Below are 21,569 nucleotides of genomic sequence, written 5' to 3'. Positions count from 1 at the left end.
TTTTTTTGTGGTTCTTCGTTTAAAACAAATACAATCTCTTGTGTAGAAGACAAAAAAACATCATCATATGATTATGATGATGTTTCTTTTTTATTCTTCATCGTCGGTTTCAGGTTCTTCTACTACTTCTTCTTTTTTAGGTTCCTCTTTTTTGGATTCTTCTTTAGTTGCTTCATCCTTTTTCGGTTCCTCTGTTTTTGGCTCTTCATATTTGAGCTTAAATTGTATAAATTCACGTTGCGTCTCAAGTTTGGTATTGTTTCGCCATGATACAAGGATATTTAATGTTACTTCTGGAACATCAACTTCTCCCGCCAGGCTAATTCCGCCCATATAGTTCCGATCCTTACGAACTTGACCTGGAACCAAGTTATACTCTGAATCAAAAATACCTGCTGTTGGCATCATCTTATCAGCATGATAATCTTCATTATTTTCTAGAACAACAATTTCAACACCATACATAGCGATTTTAGGTTTATCGACAACAACACCATAAACATAAAGATCTTCATGTTTCTCGATGGTTGCTGATATATCAAAATAACGTGATGATTCCGTAAATCGGTCATTATCATTAATTGCATTCCAATAAGACTCATAACGCTTCAACTTTTCAGTGTAAAGTTTTTTTTCATTCACTGAACATCCCGTTAGTAGGAACATGCTCAACAGTGCCAAAAATAGTTTTTTCATATTATACCTCGTACGATTTAGTTTGTGTGATTAAAGATATGGTAAGTTTTCTTACCGCGACGAATTACGGTTACTTCATTTCCAATTGAATTATCTTTTGAAATTACAAAGTTTGTATCACTTACAACCTCGCCATTAACGCGAATTGCACCACCTTCAATGAGTTGACGTGCTTCACGTTTACTTGGGCATACCTTCGTATTTACCAATAATTCAACAATATTTTCATCTGCAGTAACTTCAATTGAAGCACTATCAGCAAAAGCTTGACGAATTTGATCAACAGTTAATTCTTGAACGTTTCCCGAGAAGAGTGCATTTGTAACGCGTTCTGCCATCTCCAATCCTTGTTTCCCAAAGACAACTTCAGTTAATTCTTTAGCAAGTTCTTTTTGAGCTAATCTTAAATGGGGTTCTTTAATAAAAGATGCTTCAATTGCTTGAATCTCTTCAACACTCTTAAACGATAAGCGTTTAAGGAAGTCGATAACATCATCATCACTCGTATTGATAAAGAACTGATAGAAGCTGTATGCATCTGTACGGTTTTCATCCAACCAGATGTTTTGCCCTTCACTCTTACCAAATTTTGTTCCATCAGACTTCATGATTAAATGAGATGTAATACCAAATACTTCAGCTTCCGGACCTTCAACCTTACGGATCAAGTCTGCACCGCTCACGAGGTTACCCCATTGATCGGATCCACCAATTTGTAGTTCAATACCATGATTTTTATATAAATGTAAGAAATCAATTGATTGTAAAATAGTGTATGAGAATTCTGTAAAAGAAATCCCTGTACTTAAACGTTTCGCAATCGTATCTTTCGCAAGCATATTGCTGACGCTAAAGAATTTCCCGTAATCACGTAAGAAATCCAATACAGTAAGATCGCCGAGCCATTCGCGGTTGTTAAGAATGGTAACTGGATTGTTATCATTTGATAAAATACGTTGGATTTGTGCACTAATGCCATCTACGTTTTTTTGTAAATCCGCATCATCAAGCATTGAACGTTCCGTTGTAGGACGTGGATCCCCAATCATCCCTGTTGCACCACCAACTAACGCAATGGGTTTATGACCTTGCATTTGGTAGCGTTTTAATAAAATTAATTGTTGAAGATGACCAACATGGAGTGAATCCGCAGTTGGATCAAACCCACAATAAAGCGTTATGGGTTGTTCGAGTCGTTTTTCCAATGCTTCATAGTTTGTAACGTCCTTAACAAGACCACGCCAGTTTAATTCTTCTAAAAAATTCATTTTCTTTTCCACCTTTATTTTTCTTGTGTATCAAATAACATTTTAATCTTTAAATAATATCGTTGCATAATATCTAACATGCAAGTCACCGCCAATAGTGTTGTGGCATCATGAGGATAAATATAGCCCGACGAACAGAACTTATCCAATTCAGGCCATTTTTCTTCTTTAAAGATTAAGTTTTTAGCTAAAAATTGTGTTTTTAATAATGCCTGTTCTCCATTATGCATCAAAATTGCTTGATCATCATGACGACTCATTATATAAAGGAGTGTCGATGTAATGGATTTGTTTTTTTGTAGAAATGGTACGTATTGATTAAATACTTCACGCATTCCATTATTTAATATCTCATATCGCTTCGGTTCTTCTGTAAACATATTGTTTTGAGTGAAACCCTCACCGATTTTTTTAATTTGTTTGGTAATATCCGCATAGCCACGCGAGTTAATAAACGCAAACATTACTGTGCTGGTAATGAATACGGTATAGTGGTAGGATTGTTGATTCAAAACAGCACGTTGAATCTTAGCTTCAACTTCAGTTTGGAATCGAGCAATATCAACCGTACTTGTGCTATTAACAGAGAAAATGCGTTGCATTTCATCTTTATATGCGCGTACAAGATGGATAAACTTTTCAAAATTCATTTGTTCATTGCTGCCACGATAATTGGGTCCATACATCCCAAATCCCATCGTTTTCGTAAATGAACTTACATATCCGTAAACTAAGATGTTAGACAAAATTGTCTGTTTATCACCTTTAACAATATAACCTTCAACTCGTTTTGTATAATTATCAATGTATTTAGGATCTTCCACAATATCGTTCATCAGTTCTTCGAGCGAGGATTTGTAGTAGTCGTCGAGTCTATTCTTATATCCTAGCGCTTCACGCGTCCATTTTTGATTGCAATCAAAGACATCACTGTCAATGGCAAAGCCTAATGGATGATGATCTTCATAGTGAACAAGAATATCCTTCACGCTCTTAGCGTTATCTTCAAGTTTAATGTAGAACATTAATCCTTCTTCATCAAACGTGTAAGACCACGACTCCATATTGAATCGTTCCCAAAGCTCAAAAAAGATGGTGAATACTGCATAAGACACAATGTTTCGTTGACGCTCTTCCCCCGCAAACGACCCACCTAAAACAAGGAGGGACCCATCCTGCCCTTCAATCATACTTTTCATGATACCGTTACGTTTTTCACGTAACTCACGAATTGATTCAGATGTTAATTGAACAATATTCATAATAATACCTCTTTCAACATATAATATTCTACCATGAAATCGCCGTTTAAGGTAATGTAAAACTCAAAGAGCCATAAAAAAAAGGCATAACGCCTTTTTTTCGGAAAAATATTATTTAACAAGGAAAATCTGTAACCATATTTATTTTTAAGGAGAAGAAAATATAGTCGTTGTAAACAACTTGTTTACGTATATAGAATACAGAAACATTGTGTTAGTAATTCGCAGAAACTGTGTTACTTTGTGTGAGCGGGTTGAAAAATAAAAATCATAATCGTTGGAATGATCATAATTGCACCAAAGATAAAGATTACAGTCTGAATCGGCATCCATTCAACGAGGTATCCGGATACAAGCGGAGTAATAATCGCCGAAAATCCAATACTCATTGAAATTGAGAACATCTGGGCTGTCGAACGTAAATGGCTGGGTGATTCTCTAAAGATTAAGTCCTTTTGAGCAACCAAAATTAAGGGAAAGGTAATGGCTTGAAGTGTCGATAAAATAATAATCTGTGGAACCGATGTTGCCATCCCATAGGTTACCATCCGCACAATCATTATAAGACTGGAAAAAACCATTAGTTTTTTCCCGCCATATCTTTTTAAAAGAATACCTCCAACAAGCATTAACGGAATTTCACTCAACGCCTCTACAAACCACTTTATCCCCACGTCTTGAGCATTTCCACCGAGATGAAACATATAATCGGTAATCGTGATTGAATCCACATTAATAACAAAATACGTCAATGTAAATACAATGACGAGATACATATAGCGTTTATTGGTAAAGAGAACTTTTAAATCTTTAAAACTTAAAGTTGCCGTTGAACCTTCTATTGTTTGTTTGGATGCATCTTCAAGTTTAAATGAATAAAATATAACCACCAGACTCATCAATCCTGATATATATCCTAATGAAGGATATCCGTATCGATGGATTAAAAAACCAGATACTAGTGAAGCAAGAGCCCAACCCAGTGAACCAAAGCTCCGAATGAAACTAAATTGATGGTAGATGCCATCTACCTCCAACACCCATGTCTCAAAGAGGTTTGATAAAATTCGTACGGTTCCAGCCATAATCCCTACCAAGAAAAAATGATAGTAGAAATTATTAATATTAACACAATATGAAAGCATTCCCGTCGCAGCTAAGATAAATGTACCATAGATAAAAAAACGTTTAATCGTACCATAACGATCACATAAGTACCCGGATAGTATTTGTCCGACCATCGCTATAATAGCCAAAAACGATAAAATCAATCCCCGCTGAGATGCGGAATAGCCAAGGTGCGTTAAAAAAGGAACAACTTGGGGAAAAAGCAATCCGTGTGAAGCATACATTAAGAACATTACTGCACTAAAATTAAAAATTTTGCTTTTATTTGACATGTCTTTACCTCATATATTATATTTCTCATTATATCATTTAATTTCTTAAATAACCCATACAAATAAGGGTAAAAAAAACCCTAAATCAAATTAGGGTTAATAACGTGCTGGTCCGTAATGATTACGTCACAAGGAATATCATGCGTTTCTTGAAAATCAACATGCGTTTCTTGAAAGGAATAGGCAATGCCCATTTTCAATGGATTCGCATTGGCAAGATAACGGTCATAGTAGCCACCACCATAACCAACCCGATATCCTTTTTGATTAAAGGCAAGCATTGGAATGATCATCACATCAATCAAATGTGGATCAATACGTTCTTCAGTGATGGGTTCCAAAATTCCCATTTTACTCGGTTCAAGTTGGTTAAAATTCGATATTTTATAAAAATGCATATCATGATCTTCAACTTTCGGTAAACACAAGGTATACTTCGCATCCCAAAACAACGTTTCCATAATACCATAGGTATCTACTTCATGATTAAAGGCAGCATAGAGTGCGATAACATGATGGCCTTCGAGTCGATCTAATACCGCATCATGAATCGCTTTATCCCAAGGAGCACGCGTCAGTACATCATACTGTTTGCGCTTCTCTAAGGCACCCTGAGCGAGTGTTTTTTTATCCAACGGAGCCTTCCATTTCCATTTTCATGAGTTGATTTAACTCTACCGCATACTCCATCGGAAGTTCACGTGTAAAGGGTTCAAGGAACCCCATTATGATTGTTTCAGACGCCTGTTCTTCGCTTAGACCACGACTCATAAGGTAAAACAGTTCTTCTTCCGATATTTTCGATACACGTGCTTCATGTTCAATAATGGATGCATTGGTATCTACAATATTTACAGGCATGGTATCACTCATTGATAATTGATCAAGAATTAATGTATCACACTCGATTTTGGTTTTAGCATTCCGTGCATTTTTATCATGGTGAACAACGCCCCGATAATTGACGGTACCACCATTTCGGGAAACTGATTTAGAAATAATTGTGCTTTGAGTATTCGGTGCTTTATGTATCATCTTCGCGCCTGCATCTTGCCATTGATTTTTTCCAGCTACCGCAATGGAAATTGTCATGCCTTTTGCATATTCACCAATTAATACACACGATGGATATTTCATCGTAATATAGGCTCCAATGTTTCCATCTATCCATTCCATCATCCCATGTGCTCCAACTTGCGCCCGTTTGGTTACAAGGTTGTAAACATTTGATGACCAGTTTTGAATGGTTGTATATCGACATTTTGCATTCTCATGAACAAAAATCTCTACAACCGCAGCATGCATGGCATCTTTTTTGTATATAGGTGCCGTACACCCCTCAACATAATGCACATCCGCACCTTCATCAACAATTATTAAAGTGCGCTCAAATTGTCCCATTTGTTCCGCATTAATTCTAAAGTAAGATTGTAAGGGTTTATCCAACGTGACGCCTTTAGGAATATAGATAAACGACCCACCTGACCAAACGGCAGTATTTAACGCGGCAAATTTGTTATCGTCGTAGGGCACAAGCGTTCCGAAATATTTTTGCACAATTTCCGGATAATCTCGTAGTCCTGTATCCATGTCAAAAAAGAGGACCCCTTTCGAGGATACTTCTTGTAGCATGCTTGCATAAACAACCTCTGAGTCATACTGGGTCGCAACCCCTGAAAGATACTTTGCTTCTGCTTCTGGAATACCAAGTCGATCAAAAGTATTACGGATGTCCTCAGGAACATCATCCCAACTTCGTTCCACTTGATCACTAGCGCGAAGAAAGTAGATATACTCTTCAAAATTGATGTTTGAAAGATCTGCGCCCCATGTCGGCATCGCTTGCTCGACAAAGGATTGATAAGCTTTTAAACGAATTTCCAGCATCCATTCGGGTTCGTTTTTAAGGCGTGATATTTCTCTTACAACAGCTTCATTCAAGCCTTTATCAAATGCAACAACACTCGCTACATCATCATGAAATCCGTACTGATACTCTTCATTCGGTAATCGGTCACGATCATCAATTTTTTCTTCACTCATCGTTTTCCCTACTTTCTTCAATTATATCCGTAAGCCCACGCCATCCAAGGGTTGCGCAGGTTATACGATTGGCTTGACGCCCAACATTTTTAAAAGCAACGGCTTCTTGCAAAAGTGTCTCATCAAACGATTCTAAATGAATCATACGATTATACTCCGCTATGATTGCTTCAGCTTCCGCTACTGTTTTCCCTTTTACAAGTTCTGTCATAATTGAGGCTGCTGAGGTAGCGATTGTACACGCTTGGCCATCAAAACAGACATCCTCAATAACGCCGTTTTTTACACAAGCCTGGATTGTTAAATCGTCAATACACGAATCGGTGCTTACCCGTTTTTTCGCATAGGTCTCTTCGGTACGTTTATTGCGTGGATTTTCATAATGATCCATAATCAACTGACGAAGAAATCGGGGGTCTTCAAAATAATTCATCTTATCACTCCAAATCTATAAATAAAGGTCAATACACTTTTCAAGTGTAATCGTTTCTAAAGCATTAATCAGTTTGGTAACATCTGCATCGGTATTATAGAAGTAAAACGAGATGCGGACACTTTTTTCCATATTTAAAGCCCCATTTATGAGCTTGGCACAATGTTCGCCTGAACGTACACTAATACCTTCGCGATTTAAATATGCCGCGACGTCTTGGGCAAAAATATTTTTAACGCTGAAGGTTATTAAGCCCATATCAGCCTGTTGATTATAAACTACAATGTGGTCCATGTTCTGCATTGCTTCCAGGGCACGCTGATGAAGTGGCTTGATAAGGCTGTGAATTCGATCCATACCAAAATCATTTAAGTAATCAAGGGCAGCACCGAAGCCCAGCACACCCTCTATATTAGGGGTTCCCGCTTCAAATTTTGCAGGGCCTGACTTGAGTTCAACCATACCACATGCATCAAAACGAATGTTGCTACCGCCACCATGAGCAATAGGATTCATTTTATTCAGTATCTCTGGTTTTGCATAGAGGACACCCACTCCTGTTGGACCGAGCATTTTATGAGCCGAAAACGCCATAAAATCAACATCAAGATCATTCACATCAATTCGCATATGACCAATTGACTGGGCCGCATCTAGACAAAACAAGGCTCCATGATCGTGCGCAAATCGTGCAAAGGTCTTTATATCGTTAACATAACCTAAAACATTGGACACATGTGCCATCGAAACCAGTTTAACATCTTTATGAAATGCTTGTTCTAACATCTCCAACGTAATGTATCCTTCTTCATTTAAGGAGACAAACTCCACTTTAAACCCAATTTCCTGCGCAAGTGCGTACCATGGAAGAATATTTGAAGCATGCTCTGCTTGATTGAGTAGTACAACATCACCTTTTTTTAAATAATACTTAGCATATCCACTTGCAACAAGATTTAACGATTCACTTGCACCAGAAGTAAAGATAATTGATTCTTTCGTTGCTTGAATAAATGCAGCAGTTTTGCTTCGAACTGCTTCATAAGCTTCACTTGTTTCCAAGGACGTATCGTAATCTCCGCGATGAATATTTGAGCTTAATCGCTCATAATAATCGACAACTGCATCAATGACGCATTGTGGTTTCAATGCCGTCGCTGCGTTATCAAGATAACTTACATCCGGATGGTGCTTGAAAAAAGGAAAATCTTTTTTTATTGAATCCATTGTGTATTCACCTTCTCCGTAATTTCTTCCGTTAATTGTTTTTGAATCGCTTCATCATCGATTGCATCGACGATCGGCATGAGGTATCCCATAATAATAAGACGCAAGGCATCATCGCGGGTTAGTCCCCTTGACTGGAGATAATATACATGTTCTTCATTAGGTTGTCCGACAGATGCCGCGTGGGACGCTGCCACATCATTTTCATCAATAAGAAGCATTGGATAAACAACACCATGAACTTCTTCCCCAAGGTTCATAATGCGGCTCATTTGATGAGTTTCCGAACCGGAATTTCCTTTTGAAATGCTTCCAATCACCTCAAGATTCAAAGTTCCCTGATTGAGCACAATGGCATTGCATTCAACCATCGCATAACTTTTACGAGCTTGATGGTCAGCTTTAATGGTCCATTTTAGGTGGTTAAAGGCGATGATTGCTCCTTTAAATTCACAATGGCTCCCGATTCCTCGATATTCAAGATGCGTATACTTACGATGATTCCCGCGACTCATCTCACCATAATTGGCAATAAGATGTGCGTTTTCATTGAGTATAATGTGTTCATGAACAACAAGTTCTTTGTCACTTTGGTTAATCCAAAGATACTTATAGTTCGCATTAGCTTCAACCTCTATTGTTAAGTTTAGGGTTCCCTGACCTTGCGCAACAATATAAAGGGTTCCAACAGAATGTTTGGGAATGGTGATTTCTACGGAAGCTTCACCTTCAACATTAAGCGTGATAGGATTCATCACTTCTGTCAGTGTATAGCGTGTTATCGTCATTATTTTTCACCCACTGCATCACGAATTGCGCATGTTCCCAATACTGTCGGACGCTTAGCATCCTTTTTAACGTTTGCATCAATCCAGTCATAACCTTCACGATCAATTTTGGTGACAAGCGTCTCATCTGAACTTAACACAATGCGCCCATCCATCATGATGTGGGTATGTGTAGGTTGGATTAATTCAAAGAAGCGCTCATAATGACTTACAATTATCAAACCCATTTTTTGTTTTTCTTGTTCTTCTTTTAAAACACGTGCAACCAAACCCAATGCATCAATATCTAATCCTGAGTCAATTTCATCAAGCATTGCAAAACGCGGTTCAAGCATAATCATTTGTAAGATTTCATTCCGTTTTTTCTCACCACCACTGAATCCTTCATTTAAAAAACGGTGCGCTAAATCTTCTTTCATTTTTAATCGTTCGATGCTCCCTTCCATGGATTTCACAAATTCAAAAAGTCCAATGGGAGTCTCACGGCGAGCATTTAACGCCGATTTTAAGAAATCTGAATTTGTAACTCCAGATACTTCTTGAGGGTATTGCATTCCTAAAAACAAGCCAAGTTTGCTGCGCTCATCTACTTCTAGTTCTAATACATTTATATCATCGATAAAAACGGATCCTTCAGTCACCTCATAACGCGGGTGACCCATAATTGCAGATAAAAGCGTAGATTTTCCGTTTCCGTTGGGCCCCATAATCGCATGAATTTCATTTTCATTAACGATTAAATCAACCCCTTTGAGTATTTCTTTCCCTTCAATTGATACATGTAAGTTTTCAATTCTTAATTGTGCCATAATATCACTTTCCTCTACTTCTATCTTAATTAATATATTATAGCACAAGATTAATCTCAATAAGGGGACCTTCGCTCACGAAACGTATTCACTACGTGTTGCATTGACCCCTCAAATAACCTATAATTAATGAGACAAAAGGAGGATTGTAATGATTGACAATTTAAAAAAATATTGGTTTGTCGTCGTTATAGGTTTGGTACTGATTGTCGGTATCGGGTATTTTACTAAAGAACAGATGAACGCTGTTTTGAGCGGTAAAAAAGTAGACGGTAAAGATGTAATATATGAGGTTGCCGGGAGCGATTATACTGCAGATGCATACTATGATGAACTCTTCGAATCAAAAGGCACAGCTGAAATTTATAAATTATTTGAACGTGCTGTATTAGATTCAATGGAAACCACAGAAGACATTGTAAAGAAATCTAAAGAAGAAGCTGAAACAGTTAAAACTAATGTATCTGCTCAAAATGGAGCAGCTGGACTAGAACAATTGAATAAAGCTCTTGTTTCTTTAGGCTATACAGGTGTTGATGAAATGAACAAGTTTTATGAAAACTCAAATAAACTTGATGTCATTTTAGGAGATTACCTTGAAGCAAACTACGATCAATATGCGAAAGCATTTGTCGAAGAAAAACAACCTCGTGTTGTAAGTCACATCCTTGTCAAGATGGACGATTCAAAAAATCCTACTGCTGAAGAATCAGCTAAGATGGAAAAAATTGATGCAGCGTTAAAAGAGGGTAAAGCTTTTAGTGATGTTGCTATGGAATTTTCCGATGATGGAACTGCCCAAAATGGTGGTTTACTCGGATACATGGATAAAACATCAAGTTTAGTTCCTGAATTCATTGAAGGAGCAACAAGTATCAAGAAGGGTGAAACAACTGGGTGGGTTACTTCACAATACGGTCGTCATCGCATTACAGTTCAACAAGACTCTTTCGAAGAAATCAAATATGATAAAGATTTCTTAAAAGCAATTTCAACAAATAATCCTAAAATCCAATATCAAGCAATCTGGGAAAAAGCAGAAGGCTTAGATATCAAATTTGCAGACGAAAACGTTAAAGCAGATTTAATGGCATTTATGGGTCTAGGAGGTAATCAATAATGAAAAAACTTCTAGTTTCACTACTCGCATTACTCGTTCTTGCAGGATGTAGTGATGCACGTGCAACCATTTCTACTGATGATGAAGTATTCTCAGTTGGAAGTGAAAAAGTAACTTCTAAACGTCTCTTCGACGTGATGAAACTCAGCGATGGCGGTATGACAGTCATTAAGTCAGCGCAAAATAAAATCACAGAAAATGTATCTGATGAAGATGTGAAAGAAGAAGCAGACAAACGTCTTGCGGAAATCAAAGAAGTCTTCGGAGATCAACTCGAAGAACGATTGAAACAAAGTGGATATGACAGTGTTGATACCTTTATGGCTCAAACTGTATACCCTGAATTAAAAATGACACATTTATTAAAAGAAAAAATGGTGACAGATTTCGAAGCATTAACAACCGAAAACGCACCACGTAAAGCTCGTATTCTTCAAGTAGAAAATCAAGAAAAAGCAGATGAAGCACTTGAAAAAATTAAAGCGGGTGAAAATTTTGATGATATCGCTAAAGATTACAAAGTAACGGGCTCTCCATATGATGGAAGTGCTAAAGTTCACTTATTAAAATCTGTGCAATATCCTCAAGAAATTTCAGAAGTACTAAAGAATGCTACTGAACCAACATTATCAGGTGTCCTCAGCGACGCAAGTGATGACAGTAAGTACATTGTTCAAGTTATTGAAATCGATGCAAATCGATACCAAGATGAAACAATTGAAGCATTTATCGGATCCAAAGATATTGTGAACAAATACCTTGCTCAACTCTTTGTTGACAATGGATTTACAATTTACGACAAAGACGTTTATGACGCAGTCGCAGAAAAATTCCCACAATATTTAAATATCCAAAAGGAAAAAGACGCTAAGTAAGCGTCTTTTTCTATGCTATAATTGCTCTAAAGGAGGTCGATTATGACATTATTTGAAAAAATTATCAACCGGGAGATCCCTGCAAAAATTATTTGGGAAGATGAGGATGTGATAGCCTTTTTAGACATCTCACAAGCCACGAAGGTCACACTCTAGTAGTACCTAAGATTGCGACAGAATCGGTCTTAACAGCTACGCCTGAGGTTGTGGCTAAGGTTAACTGTGTTGCACAAACACTTTCGCACCAACTTATGCAAACATTCGGTGCATCAGGCGTTAACATTCTAACCAATGCAAATGAAGTGAGTGGTCAAACCGTTCCTCATTACCATGTGCATGTGCTTCCCCGCTACAATGAACACGAGTTGAAATTTGCACCATTAGAAAACAACCTTGATATCGAATTGGTCTACCAAGAATTTCTTAAGTCAAACTAAATATCCTCAAAAAAGGCATCGATAATTATTATCGACGCCTTTTTGTTTAGTATTTATTGTTCTACTTTTGGTTCTTCTTTTACTTCTTCTTTTTTAACTTCAGGTTTCGGTAATAATGCTTTACGAGAAACATTTACACGACCCTTTTCATCAATTTCCATAACTTTAACTTTAACGATGTCACCCAGTTTAACAATATCTTCAGGTTTTTCAACACGTTTGTGATCCATTTTTGAAACATGGAGTAATGCATCTGTACCTTGGAATAAGTTTACAAATGCTCCAAATTTCTCGATACGGACAACTTTCGCATCATAAACTTCACCAACTTCAGCAACACGAACAATATTTTCAATCATTGCTTTTGCTTTGTTGATTGCAGCTTGGTCTGTATGATAAATTACAACACGACCATCATCTTCAATGTCGATTTTAACATCATTACATTCTTCGATAATTTGGTTGATAATTTTTCCACCAGCACCAATAACATCGCGGATTTTATCCGGTTTAATATTCATTTGCGCAATCTTAGGTGCATATTCACCAACGAATGTACGTGGTTCTGAAATCACTTCATCCATTGCGGCCATCATTTCAGCACGACCTTTTTTAGCTTGTGCTAAAGCTTCACGTAAGATTTGTTCTGAAAGTCCTTTGATTTTAATATCCATTTGAAGTGCAGTAATACCATTCTTAGTTCCTGCAACTTTAAAGTCCATATCGCCAAAATGATCTTCCATACCTTGAATATCCGTTAGAATCGTATAGTCATCACCATATTGAACAAGACCCATTGCGATACCACTCACTGCAGCTTTAACAGGAACCCCTGCTGCCATCAGCGCTAGGGACCCAGCACAAATACTTGCTTGTGATGAAGATCCATTAGATTCAAGAACTTCAGCCACTAAACGAATTGTATATGGGAATTCCTCTTCTGAAGGAATAACATAGGATAATGCACGTTCACCAAGAGCACCATGTCCGATTTCACGACGACCAGGAGCACCCATACGTCCGGTTTCACCAACACTGTATGGTGGGAAATTATAGTGATGTAAGAAACGTTTTGAATCTACATCGGATAAATCATCAATAATTTGTGTATCTGCCATGGCACCTAATGTACATACCGATAGCACTTGAGTTTCACCACGTGTGAATAATCCACTTCCATGAACGCGATTGAGCAAGTCAATTTGAACATTCAATGGGCGAACTTCATCAACAGCACGACCGTCAGGACGAATTTTTTCGATTGAAATCAAACGACGTACTTCGTCAGCAACCATACCGTGAGTTACTTCTTTAACGTATTTCACTGTTTTTGCTTTTGCAGATTCTGATTCATATTCTTTAGCTTCAAAATGCAAGACTGCTTTTTCTTCTAATTCATCAATCATGCCATAACGTTTTAGCTTCTCGTGAATCGCTACAGCTGCGCGTAAATCTTTACCTACAAGCGCTTCAACTTCTTCAAGGATTTCCGTTGGAACTTCATACAACGCTACTTCCATTTTTTCTTTTGCTACTTCGCGAGCAATTTCAATTTGGAATTCGCAAAGACGTTGAATCCATTCATGACCGAATAACATTGCTTCAAGCATAAGTTCTTCAGATACTTCTTCAGCACCTGCTTCAACCATGTTGATGGCATCTTTTGTTCCAGCAACAATTAAGTGCATCTTCGATTTTGCTTGTTCTTCAAGTGTTGGGTTAATAACAAACGTCTCATCAATATAACCCACTGTAACGCCCGCAATTGGACCTTCAAAAGGAATGTCAGAAACCATTAAGGACAATGATGCCCCAAACATTGCAGCCATATCTGGTGCACTGTCTTGATCTACAGATAATACCGTATTCACAACTTGCACTTCATTACGGAATCCTTCCGCAAAAAGTGGACGAATTGTACGGTCAATTAAGCGTGATGTTAATGTAGCATGCTCACTTGGACGACCTTCACGACGTAAAAACCCACCTGGAATCTTTCCAACTGAATACAATTTTTCCTCATATGTAACTGTAAGAGGGAAGAAGTCGATGTCCTTCGCTTTCTTACTTGCTGTTGCAGCTGAAAGCACTGCTGTGTCTTCATAACGCACTAAAACAGACCCACCAGCCTGTTTCGCTAATTCACCCGTTTCAACTTTTAGATTTTTTCCACAAAAATCTAATTCAAATACTCTCTTGTTCATAGATTCACCTCAATATCTTATTCAATTTTAACACATTCTATACGTATTTGATATAACAAAAAAGGAGCATTCGCTCCTTTTAATGTTTTTTATTATTTTCTTAATCCTAAACTTGTGATTAATTCACGGTAACGGTTAATATCTTCGTTACGTAGGTAAGTCAATAAGTTACGACGACGTCCAACTTTTTTAAGAAGTCCACGGTTTGAATGGAAATCTTTTTTGTGTACTTTCATGTGTTCTGTAAGCAAGTTAATTTCTGCTGTAAGAACAGCTACTTGAACTTCTGCTGAACCTGTATCGCCTTCATGACGTGCATATTGAGTCATGATTGCTTGTTTTTCTGATTTTGATAACATAATGTATCCTCCTAAATTTCAGACCTTCATCACCGAGAGTATCGTCGAGGAAACGGATATCCCAGTCATAAAGCCTATAAATAATAACATATTGATTTTAAATAGGCAAGGTGGTTTTGATTTTTTCACCTTTGTTTTGAAGTCGGAAAATCTGTAGTTTGAAGATTATCGATTTTCCATCTAAATCGATGACATTGTAACTCAGAGATAGAACATCAACCAGAAAGACAAATTAAATAAATTGTAACGTAAGAACTACAAACTCATCAACATTAGACCCCTCTTGAATTTGGGTATAGAGGTCCGTTAAGGTTGAATTATAAGCATAGATTGAATTTGAAGCATACCCTAATATATAACTTTGACCAAACTCAAGATTTTGAATTGATTCAGAACACATATACCGATTAGTTAGCGCTTCAAGTTCCACAGATTCCGTGAATGTGATAATCTTTTGGTCTTTCGTCACTAACTCAACGATAATTTCTCGCTCCAAAAAACGGAACTTAATTGTGTCCAATTTATAATCTTCACCGCTTTCCACTTTGAGACGGCTTTGATCTACGATTACTTTATTTTCGATGATTCTTCCATCTCGAATTGTCACACGATTGATTTGAAAATCTTGACTCTGAAGGCGTTTCGATAGCACGAACGTGTTAGGCTCTCGGACTGAAATATCATGTCCGGGATTCAACATTTGAATCCCAACACCTAAGATAACTACTGCAATGAGCCCTAAAAACATCGTTTTAAATTTCATACTGACTCCCTTTTTTAAAATTATATCACAGTACGAACCATTCACACTCTCTCATGATATAATAGTTTTTAAACTAGGAGGTTTTTACGATGAAAAATATTGCTTGGATTGGAACCGGTGTTATGGGTAAACCCATGGCCTTACATATTGCAGATGCGGGTTATAGCGTCTCGGTGTTTAATCGTACGTTTACGAAAGCAAAAGCCTTGGAACCACACGTTACGGCTTATGAAACGATTGCAGAAACAGTGAAGAATGCTGATGTTGTTTTTGCAATCGTGGGTTACCCCAAAGATGTTCAAAATGTCTTTGATGAAGTAATGAAGCATGCCAAACCGGGAGCGATTCTCGTTGATATGACGACATCATCCCCTTCATTGGCAAAATCATTATCTGATCTTGCTTCTGACCGCGGTTTTAGAATGTTAGATGCACCGGTTACGGGAGGTGACCTTGGCGCCATCAATGCAACCCTTTCAATTATGGTCGGAGGCGACCAAGAAGTTTTCCAAGAAATTTTACCCTTACTTGAAATTATGGGAAAAACAATTAATTATATGGGTACAAATGGATTAGGACAACATGCTAAATTAGCCAACCAAACAGCGATTGCAGGTGCTATTGCTGGCGCTGCTGAGGCCCTACGATACGCAGATCACCATAATATCGATATGAGTACTATGTTAAACGTTATTACCGGGGGTTCTGCCTCCTCTTGGCAAGCAGCGAATAACGGTCCTAAAATGATTCAAAATGATTTTGCTCCAGGATTTTATATCAAACATTTCCTTAAAGACCTAAATCTTGTGATGGATGAAAAAGATGATCTTTATTTACCGGTTCTCGAAAATGTTTGCCGAATTTATCAAATCTTAAGTGACAACGGCTATGATGAAATGGGAACACAAGCAATTATCGATTACTATATGAAACAGTTCTAATGAAGCTGAAGTTTAATCGAAAAATGCTCTTACCCGTAATGGTTTCGTTGTTCTCTCTAAGTGCTTTTATTTATATTTATACACACAAACATAGTTTTAGTGTCAGCGACGTAATTGTTCTGGTAATCATGCTGGTAATTGCCTTAAACGCGCTTCTTTTTATGTTATATAAATATTTAGCAACACGTGTTGAAGGTCTTGAAATGCGGTTTTTAACGATTATATCACTGTTTCTTGCCGTATTTTTAATACTAATTGCAGTTGCTATCGTTTTTGTTTTAATATCAATTTAATAGCAAAGAAAAAACCTGTATTTGGCTCAATTCCAAATACAGGTTTTCTTATGTATCTTCAGGTAAAATACTCATAAACGGAAGTAAGGCATCATCCAACATGACAAACCCTTCAAAGGTCGTTTTTAACATCCCTTCGGATTCATAAAGCAACTTTCGGGAGACTCCTTCAGCAATTGCCTCCGCAAAGATTTCATGCATGGATACACCAAAGCGTTCCTCAAATCTAGAAAAAGCTACCCCATCACGTAAACGAAGCCCCATCATCATAAATTCAAACATTTCATCTTCACGAGTAAGATTAATGGTTTCATGATATGCATCTTCTTTCAAATATAAGCCCAGCTTTGTGGTCCATGTTTTACGTTGATGATCCAGCTTCAAACTTGAACCAGGTCCAAGGGCATAAAAATCTTCATACCGCCAATAGACTTGATTGTGTTGGCTTCGTGCTCCTGGTAACGCAAAGTTTGATATCTCATATTGCTCATATCCCGCTGTTTCCATAAGGTTGATGCAAGATAAAAACATCTCAGTTTCTAGTTCTATTGGTACCGGTTGGATACCACGTCGCCCAAATAAAGAATTTGGTTCAACAGTTAAAGCATAAATAGACACATGGTCTGGTTTTAAAGCGATAACATCACGCATGGACGATTCAAAACTTTCAAGCGTTTGCCCAGGAAGTCCATACATCAAATCCAAGGATACGTTTTCTATTCCGATTTTTCGTAAGAGGTCAACCCCTTTTTTAACATCATAAAATTTATGATGACGACCAATTTTCTCAAGAAGGTCATCATGCGTTGTCTGAACGCCTAAACTCATTCGGTTCACGCCATAATCGTACAACATTTGAACGTTTGACTCAGTAAGATTTTCAGGATTGCCTTCGAATGTCCACTCGTAATCCAAAGCTAATTTCGGTTTCAATGCTTTTAATAATGCTTCTAATTGGTCATCTTCCAACGATGTTGGGGTACCACCACCAACATAGATTGTTTTTAAATTACCCGGTAGAACATTAATCTGTTGTATCAAACGAATCATAAACTGATCAGAGATCTGACGCGCATAATGAAAGCGCGTAAAATCGCAGTATCCACAAATATGGTCACAGAATGGAATGTGTACATATAGAGCATCAGTAGTCACGTTGCATCACCTCATCGATTTTATCAAGAATTAATGTTTCGATGTCGTAACCTCGATCCATACAAATAGAAATTGTGTACATCAAAACATCCGCAATTTCCTTTTTAAAATTGGCTTCATCATTCAAACTTTCCTTGAGCTCATTTGCTTCTTCAACAACACAAGAGGTCATAAAAGCAACAGTATCCGTTTCATCCCAGCCAAAATGTTCACGCATTGCTTGAATGCGCTCATAAACGTGTTTATTCATCATCCATCGAGAGAACCGACATAAATGCTTCTTGTGGAATCTCAACCGATCCAACTTGTTTCATCCGTTTCTTACCTTCTTTTTGTTTCTCTAAAAGTTTTTTCTTACGGGAAATATCACCACCATAGCACTTCGCAATAACGTTTTTACGTAGGGCTTTAATGGTTGATCGTGCAATAACTTTTTGGTTAATTGCTGCTTGAATCGGCACTTCAAATTGTTGTCTTGGAATTAACGTTCTTAATTTTTCGGTAATGGCTTTCCCTCGGTTAAAGGCAAAGTCACGATGAACAATAGTTGATAAAGCATCCACAATTTCGCCATTGAGAAGAATATCCATCTTCACCAAGTTTGACTGTTGATAGCCAATAAATTCGTAATCGAACGAAGCATATCCACGCGTTGTTGATTTAAGACGGTCAAAGAAATCAAACACAATTTCCACGAGTGGTAAATGGTAAATGATATTCATACGAGTACCATCAATGGTTTGCATATCGACATAGATTCCACGTTTATGTTGACACAATTCCATTACAGAACCAACATATTCCGATGGCACCATGATTTGCGCTTCTACAAACGGCTCTTCAACATGATCAATCACATTCGAGATTGGCATCTTCGATGGGTTATCGAGTTTAAGCATTTCACCATTAGTGAGAAATACATGGAACTCAACTGAAGGAGCCGTTGCAATTAAATCAAATTGATACTCTCGTTCTAAGCGTTCTTGAATTACATCCATGTGGAGTAAGCCAAGGAAACCACAGCGGAAACCGAAACCGAGGGCTTGAGATGTTTCAGGTTCAAATACAAGTGAAGAATCATTCAATTGCATTTTTTCTAACGCTTCACGTAGATCTGTATAACGTTTGCTATCGATGGGATAAAGACCACAATACACCATCGGGTTAAGCTTGCGATATCCAGGTAAAGCTTGCTCTGCAGGATTATTTGCGAGTGTGATGGTATCACCCACCCCAATTTCTTTAATGGATTTAATGCTTGCACTGATCCAGCCTACTTCACCAGTTACCAGTTTATCTTTTTTCACTTCACTTGGTGTCCGAATTCCTAATTCAGTGACTTCAAAGACTGCTCCAGAAGCCATAAATTTAATTTCATCACCAATTTTAACTTGACCTTCTTTAATATTTACAAACGCAATAACACCACGATAGGCATCATAAATCGAGTCAAAAACCAACGCTTTTAAAGGCGCATTAATATCTCCTTTAGGAGCAGGGATTTGTCTAACTATGCCTTCAAGGACTTGATCGACATTTAAACCAGTCTTTGCACTGATTAGTGGTGCGTTACTTGCATCAATCCCCAGGACATCTTCAATTTCACGTTTAACGCGTTCAGGATCTGCTGATGGTAAGTCGACTTTATTAATTACAACCATAATCTCCAAATCATTTTCAATTGCAAGATAGGCATTTGCCAACGTTTGCGCTTGAATCCCTTGTGTTGCATCCACAATTAAAATTGCACCTTCACATGCCGCTAAAGAGCGCGATACTTCATAGGTGAAGTCAACATGACCTGGCGTATCAATAAGATGGAAGATGTAATCTTGACCATCATCTGCTTTATAAGCTAATTGCACTGCATTCAATTTAATCGTAATACCACGCTCACGCTCAAGATCTAATTGATCAAGCAATTGAGCCTGCATATCACGATGTGCTACAGTATGGGTTTGTTCTAAAATACGGTCCGCTAATGTTGATTTTCCATGGTCAATATGAGCGATAATTGAAAAATTTCGAATATTCTTTTGATTCATTTAGTTACCTCTTAAATATTTCATCAATTTTTGAAATCTTGGATAGAAAATTGTCGCTAGTATGACTGCGAAAATTCCTTGAAACACATCGCCTCTTAAAGCAACAAAAAACGATGGCCAACTTTTGGTTAGAAACACTGCGACAAAACCATACATCACCATCATCCAAAGTGCCGCAAGGGAGAATGGAATCCAGCGTTGACGTGTATCGAGATAGCGTTCTAAAAGTTTTATAATTATTACTTCACCTGCTTTGATGAAGAGTGAAAAAATAGCATAAACAGCATAGCCACCTGCAAGGTCTGCTAATGCACAACCAACACCAGCTGCGAAAATTGCGCCACCAAGTGGCAACATGATCGGGGAAAGCATAATCACGAAATCACTGAGATTAAGATAACCACCCGTTGCAGATGGGATTTTCAAGACTAAAGTTACCGTTGCAATTAGGGCCGTCACAATACCAATCAAAACAAGCGTTTGGGTACGCTTTATTTCATAGTTTTCTCTCATTCAAATCGTTTCCCCTTCCAGTTTCGTCCGAGTCCGTTCGCAAAATCATTCGCTGATGTCACCGGTTTTCCTGCAGGTTGAATCTTAGTTATGGTTACCGTCCCATCAATACATGCAATCGTCAATCCTGCTTCATCAACACTTACGACTACACCTGGCTCGTAAGCATGTTTTGTATCACTCATGGTTACACCATGAAACTTAACATTCATACCCTCAATGGTTCCGTACCCCACAGGCCATGGGATCAAACCACGTATATGATTATAGACTTCTACAACATCTCGGTTAAACGTGATAAATTCGTCATCACGTTGAATCGTATAAGCCAATGTTACTTTTTCTTTATCTTGAGGAACAAAGGACAAAGTCCCTTCAAGGTAAGCTTTTAAATCCTCATGGATGAGTGTTTTAGAAACATCCATCAGTTTTGCTTCTACATCACCCATCATATCCGTATCTTCAATAGCAACTGATCGTGATGCCAACATGTCACCACTATCCATTCCTACATCCATACGCATCAATGTGACACCCGTTTCTTTCTCGCCACGAATAATTGACCAGTGAATCGGTGCACCTCCGCGATACTTCGGTAAAAGCGAAGCATGAACATTCAAACAAAGAAATTTTGGATAATCAAGAATTGCTTTTGGAACAATTTGTCCATAAGCACATGTCACCACTAAATCGGGTTCAAAACTTAAAACCTCGTCAACCGATTCCTTAATCCGTTTTGGTTGAATTACCGGAATTTGATACTCCTGAGCGAGTACTTTCACTGGCGGAGCTTTTAATACTTTTTTTCGTCCAAATGGTCGATCGGGTTGTGTCACCACAGCAACCACATCGTAGCCATCATCTAATAATTGTTTTAATACAACACACGAAAAAGGTGTTGTTCCCATAAACATAACGCGCATATTATCACATCCTAG

At 37.8% G+C, this 21,569-nt stretch carries 22 protein-coding genes and 1 pseudogene; 5 read left to right on the top strand and 18 right to left on the bottom strand.

Going from position 1 to position 21,569, the window contains the following annotated elements; all coding sequences use genetic code 11:
* Positions 1-90: 90 nt before the first annotated feature.
* The 10 genes from B096_RS0100570 to sufC all read right to left on the bottom strand — a co-directional run bounded on the left by B096_RS0100570 (position 91) and on the right by sufC (position 9,926).
* A complete protein-coding gene (locus B096_RS0100570; protein ID WP_018578837.1) occupies positions 91-696 on the bottom strand; it encodes a membrane lipoprotein lipid attachment site-containing protein in 606 nt (201 codons plus the stop codon).
* 17 nt (positions 697-713) lie between these two features.
* Positions 714-1,964, bottom strand: coding sequence for a tyrosine--tRNA ligase (gene tyrS / locus B096_RS0100565; RefSeq protein ID WP_018578836.1), 1,251 nt, complete (start codon positions 1,962-1,964; stop codon positions 714-716).
* A 14-nt stretch (positions 1,965-1,978) separates the two neighbouring features.
* Positions 1,979-3,226 carry a citrate lyase holo-[acyl-carrier protein] synthase gene (locus tag B096_RS0100560; protein WP_018578835.1) on the bottom strand — a complete coding sequence of 416 codons (1,248 nt, stop codon included), beginning with the start codon at positions 3,224-3,226 and terminating at the stop codon, positions 1,979-1,981.
* A 236-nt stretch (positions 3,227-3,462) separates the two neighbouring features.
* Positions 3,463-4,626: an MFS transporter gene (locus B096_RS0100555; protein ID WP_018578834.1), complete on the bottom strand. Its 1,164-nt coding sequence runs from the start codon at positions 4,624-4,626 to the stop codon at positions 3,463-3,465.
* A gap of 80 nt (positions 4,627-4,706) precedes the next feature.
* On the bottom strand, positions 4,707-5,261 hold the full coding sequence (locus tag B096_RS0100550; RefSeq protein ID WP_018578833.1) for a 5-formyltetrahydrofolate cyclo-ligase: 555 nt from the start codon (positions 5,259-5,261) through the stop codon (positions 4,707-4,709).
* The gene (gene sufB, locus B096_RS0100545; protein WP_018578832.1) at positions 5,254-6,669 is read right to left on the bottom strand and encodes a Fe-S cluster assembly protein SufB; all 1,416 of its coding nucleotides are present in this window, start codon (positions 6,667-6,669) and stop codon (positions 5,254-5,256) included. The genes B096_RS0100550 and sufB overlap by 8 nt, the downstream gene beginning before the upstream one ends.
* Complete coding sequence (gene sufU / locus B096_RS0100540; RefSeq protein ID WP_018578831.1) at positions 6,662-7,102, bottom strand: Fe-S cluster assembly sulfur transfer protein SufU; 441 nt, start codon at positions 7,100-7,102, stop codon at positions 6,662-6,664. The genes sufB and sufU overlap by 8 nt, the downstream gene beginning before the upstream one ends.
* Before the next feature lie 15 nt (positions 7,103-7,117).
* Positions 7,118-8,329, bottom strand: coding sequence for an aminotransferase class V-fold PLP-dependent enzyme (locus B096_RS0100535; protein ID WP_018578830.1), 1,212 nt, complete (start codon positions 8,327-8,329; stop codon positions 7,118-7,120).
* Positions 8,317-9,117, bottom strand: a complete 801-nt coding sequence (locus B096_RS0100530) for a SufB/SufD family protein (RefSeq protein WP_018578829.1) — start codon at positions 9,115-9,117, stop codon at positions 8,317-8,319. The genes B096_RS0100535 and B096_RS0100530 overlap by 13 nt, the downstream gene beginning before the upstream one ends.
* Positions 9,117-9,926 (bottom strand): Fe-S cluster assembly ATPase SufC, encoded by an 810-nt coding sequence (gene sufC / locus B096_RS0100525; RefSeq protein WP_018578828.1) that lies wholly within the window; start codon positions 9,924-9,926, stop codon positions 9,117-9,119. The genes B096_RS0100530 and sufC overlap by 1 nt, the downstream gene beginning before the upstream one ends.
* Positions 9,927-10,077: 151 nt before the next feature.
* Here sufC and B096_RS0100520 point away from each other — a divergent pair, with 151 nt between their 5' ends.
* The 3 genes and pseudogenes from B096_RS0100520 to B096_RS09380 all read left to right on the top strand — a co-directional run bounded on the left by B096_RS0100520 (position 10,078) and on the right by B096_RS09380 (position 12,358).
* Positions 10,078-11,046 (top strand): peptidylprolyl isomerase, encoded by a 969-nt coding sequence (locus B096_RS0100520; protein ID WP_018578827.1) that lies wholly within the window; start codon positions 10,078-10,080, stop codon positions 11,044-11,046.
* Positions 11,046-11,921, top strand: a complete 876-nt coding sequence (locus tag B096_RS0100515) for a foldase protein PrsA (protein ID WP_018578826.1) — start codon at positions 11,046-11,048, stop codon at positions 11,919-11,921. The genes B096_RS0100520 and B096_RS0100515 overlap by 1 nt, the downstream gene beginning before the upstream one ends.
* Positions 11,922-11,963: 42 nt before the next feature.
* Positions 11,964-12,358, top strand: a pseudogene (locus B096_RS09380) (HIT family protein).
* 53 nt (positions 12,359-12,411) lie between these two features.
* Here B096_RS09380 and pnp read toward each other — a convergent pair.
* The 3 genes from pnp to B096_RS0100495 form a co-directional block, all read right to left on the bottom strand.
* Complete coding sequence (gene pnp / locus B096_RS0100505) at positions 12,412-14,562, bottom strand: polyribonucleotide nucleotidyltransferase (protein WP_018578823.1); 2,151 nt, start codon at positions 14,560-14,562, stop codon at positions 12,412-12,414.
* A gap of 92 nt (positions 14,563-14,654) precedes the next feature.
* Positions 14,655-14,921 (bottom strand): 30S ribosomal protein S15, encoded by a 267-nt coding sequence (gene rpsO, locus B096_RS0100500; protein ID WP_018578822.1) that lies wholly within the window; start codon positions 14,919-14,921, stop codon positions 14,655-14,657.
* A gap of 232 nt (positions 14,922-15,153) precedes the next feature.
* Positions 15,154-15,684, bottom strand: a complete 531-nt coding sequence (locus B096_RS0100495) for a hypothetical protein (RefSeq protein ID WP_018578821.1) — start codon at positions 15,682-15,684, stop codon at positions 15,154-15,156.
* Positions 15,685-15,773: 89 nt separating this feature from the next.
* On the opposite strand from B096_RS0100495, the gene B096_RS0100490 reads away from it, so the two are divergent.
* Both B096_RS0100490 and B096_RS0100485 read left to right on the top strand, forming a co-directional pair.
* On the top strand, positions 15,774-16,625 hold the full coding sequence (locus tag B096_RS0100490; protein WP_018578820.1) for an NAD(P)-dependent oxidoreductase: 852 nt from the start codon (positions 15,774-15,776) through the stop codon (positions 16,623-16,625).
* On the top strand, positions 16,625-16,918 hold the full coding sequence (locus B096_RS0100485) for a hypothetical protein (protein WP_018578819.1): 294 nt from the start codon (positions 16,625-16,627) through the stop codon (positions 16,916-16,918). The genes B096_RS0100490 and B096_RS0100485 overlap by 1 nt, the downstream gene beginning before the upstream one ends.
* 48 nt (positions 16,919-16,966) lie before the next feature.
* On the opposite strand, the gene hemW is transcribed toward B096_RS0100485, so the two are convergent.
* The 5 genes from hemW to fmt are packed head-to-tail and all read right to left on the bottom strand — an operon-like array spanning position 16,967 to position 21,554.
* Positions 16,967-18,073 carry a radical SAM family heme chaperone HemW gene (hemW, locus tag B096_RS0100480; protein WP_018578818.1) on the bottom strand — a complete coding sequence of 369 codons (1,107 nt, stop codon included), beginning with the start codon at positions 18,071-18,073 and terminating at the stop codon, positions 16,967-16,969.
* Entirely contained in the window at positions 18,063-18,326 is a 264-nt protein-coding gene (locus B096_RS0100475; protein ID WP_026254073.1) for a MazG nucleotide pyrophosphohydrolase domain-containing protein, read from the bottom strand. The genes hemW and B096_RS0100475 overlap by 11 nt, the downstream gene beginning before the upstream one ends.
* Positions 18,316-20,118, bottom strand: coding sequence for a translation elongation factor 4 (lepA, locus tag B096_RS0100470; RefSeq protein ID WP_018578816.1), 1,803 nt, complete (start codon positions 20,116-20,118; stop codon positions 18,316-18,318). Before lepA ends, B096_RS0100475 begins: the two co-directional genes overlap by 11 nt.
* Positions 20,119-20,631 carry an ECF transporter S component gene (locus B096_RS0100465; RefSeq protein WP_018578815.1) on the bottom strand — a complete coding sequence of 171 codons (513 nt, stop codon included), beginning with the start codon at positions 20,629-20,631 and terminating at the stop codon, positions 20,119-20,121.
* Positions 20,628-21,554 carry a methionyl-tRNA formyltransferase gene (gene fmt / locus B096_RS0100460; protein ID WP_018578814.1) on the bottom strand — a complete coding sequence of 309 codons (927 nt, stop codon included), beginning with the start codon at positions 21,552-21,554 and terminating at the stop codon, positions 20,628-20,630. The genes B096_RS0100465 and fmt overlap by 4 nt, the downstream gene beginning before the upstream one ends.
* Positions 21,555-21,569: the final 15 nt, after the last annotated feature.

Origin of the sequence: Erysipelothrix tonsillarum DSM 14972 (assembly GCF_000373785.1) — a bacterium.
GTDB lineage: Bacteria > Bacillota_I > Bacilli_A > Erysipelotrichales > Erysipelotrichaceae > Erysipelothrix > Erysipelothrix tonsillarum.
Note: the sequence above shows the minus strand (reverse complement) of the source record. Positions and strands in the feature narration are given on the sequence as shown.